This is a genomic window from Sphingobacteriaceae bacterium, assembly GCA_016715905.1.
In the GTDB taxonomy this organism is placed as follows: Bacteria; Bacteroidota; Bacteroidia; order B-17B0; family Aurantibacillaceae; genus Aurantibacillus.
Map to the genome: position 1 here is coordinate 1 of JADJXI010000015.1, position 7,378 is coordinate 7,378.

Consider the following 7,378-nt stretch of genomic DNA (forward strand, 5'->3'; position numbering starts at 1 on the left):
CTTGTTTTGAAAGATTGGACTAATTTCTGTATCTTTGAACCGACCAATTTTTTGATTAATTCATCTTCACTAAAATCTTCTAAATCAGACTCTCTAATAGAAACCTTATCACCATCTTGATTTAATAGTTGTTCGATAGGAGGTACACTACCACTAGATAGAGTATCTAAATTCAAATTCCCTTTAAATGCTTTTCTTGAGACTTCTTCATTGATGATTCGCAAATTAATTTTTGCGTATATATCGGATCGCATTAAACCCCTTCTGATACCTTCTTGAATTGGTAGTTCTCCTGTTGGCACTTCAATTGGTATATTATTTTTATCCATAAAGCCTTTATTATCTTTGTATATTTGGTATGACATCAAATTTATCAAGGTTTCACCACCTACAGGCTCTCCGTCAGTCCTAAATATTTCGATCATATAATCACCATAAAAAAATTCGTCAATTGGTTCATCATTACTATCCTTTAAATCACTATTATCTACTGAATGACGACACATACCAAAAGCAAAATCAAGAGTACCACCTCCAAAATCAAACACAGCAAAAAGTATAGGTTTTTGGTTACTTTCTGGAACTATATGTCTTCTTGCTGCTCCCAAAATGGCAACCGGTTCTTCTCTACCCATTTCTACTTGTACTTTTTCTCTTATAATATGTGGAACTGACCTTTTAAGCCCATATTCAAAAGAATCCCGTATTATTTTCCTCTTATTTTCATTAAAAGTAACCGGAAAGGAAAGTTTATAATTCAAAAATATTTGATCGTTTACATTTGCATTTACTGCTCTACCAATAAAATAGGCATACAAAGAAATAGGATTGAGGTTTTGAATCGTATCATTTCCAACATCACAAATCATGTTGATAGTTCGGACCGCATCACTTTCTCTATATGGTTCTGCTTGTTCCCTCGCATTTGGAACTGCTAATTTTCCGGGAAGAGCCTTTATATCCGTTACAATTGCTTTTAATACGTCAGTTCTTTCTGGATTATTAGCCAATTCACCTAATTCAACATTTACATTATTACCATCACCATAGTGATTTGTATCCAAAGTGTTTTTAATTTTATATGACATATCTCTTGCTCTATGAAAATGAGGTACTGCCTCATTAGCAGGGTCCCATGTTTTAAAAATCTTCTCCCAATTATAAATGATAAAAGAAGTAGGGTTTTCATAATCCTTATTGCGATCTGTTATTTTATCTGTAAATGAAATCAATTTGTCGCCACCGTTACAAGCAATACAAGTGGAAGAAGTTCCAAAATCAATAGATACGGTATTTGTATTTAATAGATTGGCTGATTTGGAAGGATTTACGAACCTAATTTCAACGGCTAGTTCGATTGATTCGAATCGCTCAAATCCTAGATCACTTTCTACTAACTCTAGTACTATGGAACCATAAAAAATACTAAACGAAGTTTCTGTAACTTCCTTCCCTATTTTGTCAGTATCCACTTCGATAAAAAATTCTATTTTATCTTTTGTGTTGTTATTAAAATCTCCTAAACCCTCAAATTCTATCGGATTTGCTAAAGGTTTTTGATCCTTTTCTGTAAATTTTAACCCGAATTTTGTCTTATCTTTTTTATCTTTATCATAAAATCTTTGATAAAGATTCGTGTTATCGGTAGTGATCTCAACTTGCAGTTTTCTCTTTCCATTGGTAATCCACATCCCAACATCAACTAAAGTAGCTCTTGGAATTGGGTGATAACCATTGAATTCATTATCAGTAATATCTTCAAAATCAAATTTGGTTGGAAATGACAATTTACTAGTTACTATGTTATCAGGATCATTTAAGAAAAATTCGAGTAGATGTAATAGACCCGGAAATTCCGAGGCTTTTTCTATTAATTCATCATCATTCAATCGTCGATTGAGCAGATTGGTTGGAATATTTTTAATCTGATATTCCATGTTATTATTATCAATACATTCAAAATTTACCGTAAACTGCTGTGTATCATTAGTAATGCTATTTTTGGCATCTTTTGAAATTGGAATTGGTAGTCTTATTAATTTTTTTCCATTTTCAACTTTTACAATAAACTTCATGCCATCCTTAACAATTTCTGCCCTTGTAATTCTCTCAATCGTCATCTCATCACCTCTTGCTTTTACTTCTTCAAACATTACATCAGTTATTTTTTTTAAAAAACTAGACTTTTTTTTATTATGAACAACATCTTGAGTCAGTCTTACTCTTTCTAGATGTTCCTCGTCTTGAAAGATTCTATTGTAATCCTCAGGAAAATTCCTTTTCTTCTTTTTCCACATCATCTACTCTAAAGAAACTTTAAATTATGTGTTAATTCAAAGATTCATTATCCTCCATATTTCCAACATCACACCGCATAATAATTCCCTTTCACTTCCACAATCCGATTATAAACACCTTGAACTTGCTCCGGAGTCAAACCGAGCTGAGCAATTTCTTCATTCCGCAAAGGCGGACCAAAATCACCATCCACAACAATCAAACCTTCCTTATTCACCGTAAAAGGAACACCACGCAAACAAAGACTGATAATTTCCTTTTCACTTTTTGCCATATTTTTGCCTTAAACTCACCTCATTAATAGTGCTTGGATATCATAAACAAATGATTATTTCTTGTATATCGATACATAAATAAGTCAAACTTTTTATCGATCATTCCATAAATTTCTTTTAAAAATTGAATACTTCACACATGTACCTACCATACTATTTATCTAATTTTTCAAAATATTAACTTTATTCAGACATTTATTGACAATATTAATCATATTTTCTTATCTTTTTTAACCTTTTAGATTTTTCTATTAGTCATATCTAAAAATGAAACATCTATATTATCGCATAATTTGCAGAAAGAAACAAGTTAACTGGTACACCTGAAAATATTTTTAAAATGAATAATTTGGTATGAATTTTGATTTGTATATTTTTAATTATTAGAATATTATTACCTGATAGTCTTATCCTTATTTTTCTAAACTATTCTCAAAGTAAAGGTTTTGTATTTTGTCGCACAACGTACAAGCGTGTAAGACGTTTTTGTGAAGGCACAAACTTTGCTCTTCCAAACCTACAATGCAAAGTGCGTGACTGAACAAAAATGTGGCGTAGCCCAAACCGAAGAGAACTTACAAGCAACTCTTCGGTGCAGCTTACACGCTTTGTTAAGTGCCGTTGCCTTTGTGCAACAACAACTCTAATGTTTTACTCTTTTCCACATTGATTGCCTTATTTCAATTTTGTCAAATAAATTATTATTGCTTTTTATAAATAATTTCTATTTCTTAACATTTTTTTAAAAACTATTTCTCTTTTAAGTAGTAAAGCATAAGTTTTAGTGAAAGTGTTACAGTCATTTTTGTATAACTTTACAGAGAAAGCCTGTAGTACTTTAACATTGCTTTTGCATGGCTACTTTTCTTCTTTATCCATATAACCAAGGCTTATTTCTCTACACTTATTCCCTTTTCTTAAATTTGGCTCTTACTAACTAAAATTTCCATGAATTTACTATTTATCCTTTTTATACAACTTTCCAACCTACATTTCTAAAGCCTTAGTTACATGGTCTATTCCCAATTTCTCAATTTCTATGCTTAGCTCTTACTATCCAGAATAACCAAAGCTATCATATATTCACTATATCATTATTCCTTTCACTAGCGTCCAATATTCCACATTTTCCAAGACTATTCTTCTAAAACTAATTCCTAATATTATTAATTTCTGCCTAATATTTAACTAAAGCTATCATGAATTTATTAATGCTTAATGCCTTTTATACAGCTCTAAACAATTCACTTTTTTCAAGCCTAAGTTCCCAAGACTTATTCCCCCTAAGCTTAGCTCTTCTATCCAAAGTTATCAAAGTCACCATATATTCACTATATCGTTATTCTCTTTACCAATCCTTCAGAAATTCATATTTCTTAAAAATGAAACTTTGGTTTTTAGGCATGAATTTTTTATTTTGCAATGCTTACACATATTTATATCCTGTGCATAATTGTTCCAATTTTTTAGAAACAGGTATAATAATTATATTCTATATAATTTTATTTTCTTTTTCCAGCCTCGTTCACATAACTAAGCCAGCAATGGCACTTAACGTTAGGGCGTGTGAGACGTTTTTGTGAAGGCACGAACTTTGCTCTTCCAATCAACAATGCAAAGGGCGTGACTGAACAAAAATGTGGCGTAGCCCAAACCGAAGAGAACTTCCAAATCTACTCTTCGGTGCCGCTTACACGCTCAGTTAAGTGCCGTTGCCTTTGTGCAACAACAAACTCCCCTACTTTACTCTTTTCCACATTGATTGCCTTATTTCAAATTTGTCAAATAATTTATTATTGCTTTTCAAAATTAATTTCTATTTCTTAACATTTTTTTAAAAACTATTCCTATTTTATCTTCTTTATACGTACAACCCAAGGCTTGTTTCTCTAAATGTATTCCTATTTCTTAAATTTGGCTCTTACTAACTATAATTTCCATGGATTTACTATTTATCCTTTTTAGCAAGCTCTCGCCAATTTACATTTCTAAAGCCTAAGTTCCCAGGGTCTATTCCCAATGTCTAAGCTTGCATCTTACAAACCTAAACTCTCATGGATTCACTATATCGTTATTCCTTTCTCTTGCGTCCACTATTCCACATTTTCCAAACCTATTGTTCTAAAACTATTCCGTAATCAATTAGGCTGCTAAATCCATTTTACCACTTTTTTTCTGTTGAATAATATAATTTTGAACAATCTTTAAAGTCTCAGTGTAAGGATCAAGTCCTTGCATTTCCATAGTTTTAAATACTGAAAGGAGGATAGACAGAGTTTCTGAGCCTTTTTCTGACATTGTGTGGAATCCTATCTTTCTAAGTAGAACAGCACAACGAATCATCCTTTCTGAGAAATTGTTAGTAGGATCGACATCCTCAGTTATGAACGTAAACATTCCGTCTTTGTATTTAGTCAATCTATTTTGAAGACGAATAACATCTGGGTCTCTTGAACGAATTTTTGTTACCTTATCAATTCGCTCTAAGAATTTTTTCTTTCTTCTCTCTCTGTCTTCTTTTGTAAGTTCAACTTTTTTGTTATAATTTAATGCTTCCGTAAACAATCGCTTGACTGCTTTTCTAAATTTTAAATATGAACGTGTGAATTTTTTACGTCGACTACCTATCTTGATAAATTCTCTTAAAAAGTGTGCTATGCACCATTGATGAAATCTTACGGCTATAGAAGAGTAAGGTTTCCAAAAATCTGTTATTAAAATACCATCAAATGTATCACCTAATATTTCTATTACTACATTTTTATCACGTTTTCTACGAATAGTATACAATGCAGTTGTCTTGGTAAAGAAACCCCATAACCAAAATCTTTTTCCTTTTTGACGCCAACCAGTTTCATCAGCATAAGTAGCTTCGGACTTTCTTGTTTTTTCCAATATATCATCATAATATGGTGTTAATATCTCTGCTAATTTGTGCCAACCATTTATAAGACAACCACTTGTTAGTTTTAACTTTGAATAGTTTAGATTTTTTACTATATTGCTTAAGGATACACCCTGTGTAAAATGTTGCAACGCTGAATATACAAGAGTTTTGTTTCCTATCGTAAATCCTGGTAGAGCATCTGTGATAATATCTTCTTTATTGCTTTTGCAACGAGGACACCAATGAGATGATATTGTATGCTTTGTTGTTTCTGATTCCATTACTATATCTACAATAATTCTTGTTCTCGTTGAATTTGCTGGATATACTTTTCCATTACAGTCGGGACACATTTCTAAGGTATGATCTACTTCGTCTGTTATTTCTTCATCTTTTGGTTTAGGACGAGATGCCCCTTTATGTCCTTTTTTTCGACCAGGTTTTTTCTTTTTTCGCTTTTTGATTTCTGGTTTCAAAAAAACTACTTTTGTTCCAGAAGGTGCAGACTCTACAGCATTGCTGATTTGGAGTCTTTTTTTATACTCCTCATTTTCTTGAATAAGTTCTTCTATAGTTTTCTGTTGTATCTTAATAACCCGTCTTAGCCTACTAATACTTTTTTCATCGTCAGGGTTGATGTAGATTACCTTCTCCTTATTCATATTATAATTTTCGTACTTTTTCTAATTTCCTTTAGCATTTTTTTTATTTTTTTCTTTATCAGACTAAACGGTTACACTATTCCTAATATTATTAATTTCAGCCTAATATTTAACTTAAGCTATCATGAATTTATTAATGCTTAATGCTTTTTATCCTTCTCAAACAATTTGCTTTTTTCAAGCCTAAGTTCCCAGGGTTTATTCCTAATGCCTAAGCCTAGCTCTTCTATCCAAAGTTATCAAAGTTACCATATATTCACTATATCGTTATTCTCTTTACCAATCCTTCGGAAATTCATATTTCTTAAAACTGAAATTTTGGTTCTTTAGGCATGAATTCTTTATTTTGCCATGCCTATACAAATTTATACCCTTGTGCATAATTGTTCCAATTTTTTAGAAACTGGCATAGTATTATATCTTACATAATTTTTCTTTCTTTTTCCAGCCTCGTTCACATAACTAAGCCAGCAATGGCACTTAACGTTAGAGCATACCCGACGTGCCGCTTCGGCATGTCACCGAGCCAAAGAGCTTTTGCCACTGCAAGTGCTGTGACTGAGTTGCTTCCAATCAAACGAAGGCACAACACTTGCTTGGAGAACTAAGCCTCTCTCGGTGCAAGGAAGTGAGAACTTCCAACTCGACTCACTTCCGCAGTGGGTATGCTTTGTTAGATGCCGTTTGCCTTTGGCTTTTTTATTGTAGTTCTTTAGGTAAATATAAAATAAAAAAATATTTTCAACCTTAAAATCCTATACTTCATTTTGTGTCTTATCCGAAAAGCCATAAAATATGTAAATTAAAATTGCTGGAACAGCAGGGAAAATATAGTTTGCTCCTTCCCATTTTGAAAAATTAAACTCAACATTTTTCAATTCTCCAAATGATATAAAAATAAGCGGTATTGTCAGAGAAAAAGCAAACCAAAATAACCAACTCGTGAAATCAGGCTTTACTTTTAACATAACAAAGAAACCACCAATAGCTGAAACAATTCCTCCCAATACTATTAATGGTATTCGCAAATTTATTTCAGCACGTTCGAACAAATGAAAAGGCTGGTAAACTTCTGCTGCCGTATAGAAAATAATGTGTAATAACAAAGTTAGAACAAGACCAATAATTGCTAAACCAACTCCAAAATACTTGTTTCTCTTCCAAAGTAATACACCTAATAATGGTGGAAGAATTATAAATATAATTCGTGATGTTGCTACTGCACTAACTAATAAACAGATGCCAATAAAATAAAT

At 32.0% G+C, this 7,378-nt stretch carries 4 protein-coding genes; all 4 read right to left on the bottom strand.

Translation table 11 applies throughout. From position 1 onward, the window contains the following. Positions 1 to 2,300 (bottom strand): hypothetical protein (locus IPM51_12370; protein MBK9285093.1); only part of this gene is annotated, 2,300 nt, incomplete at its 3' end. A gap of 65 nt (positions 2,301 to 2,365) precedes the next feature. Further along, positions 2,366 to 2,572 (bottom strand): hypothetical protein, encoded by a 207-nt coding sequence (locus tag IPM51_12375; GenBank protein MBK9285094.1) that lies wholly within the window; start codon positions 2,570 to 2,572, stop codon positions 2,366 to 2,368. A 2,143-nt stretch (positions 2,573 to 4,715) separates the two neighbouring features. Beyond that, positions 4,716 to 6,122 (bottom strand): IS66 family transposase, encoded by a 1,407-nt coding sequence (locus tag IPM51_12380; GenBank protein MBK9285095.1) that lies wholly within the window; start codon positions 6,120 to 6,122, stop codon positions 4,716 to 4,718. Between the two features lie 755 nt (positions 6,123 to 6,877). Further along, positions 6,878 to 7,378, bottom strand: a 501-nt coding sequence (locus tag IPM51_12385; protein ID MBK9285096.1) for a hypothetical protein, incomplete at its 5' end; no start/stop codon positions are given.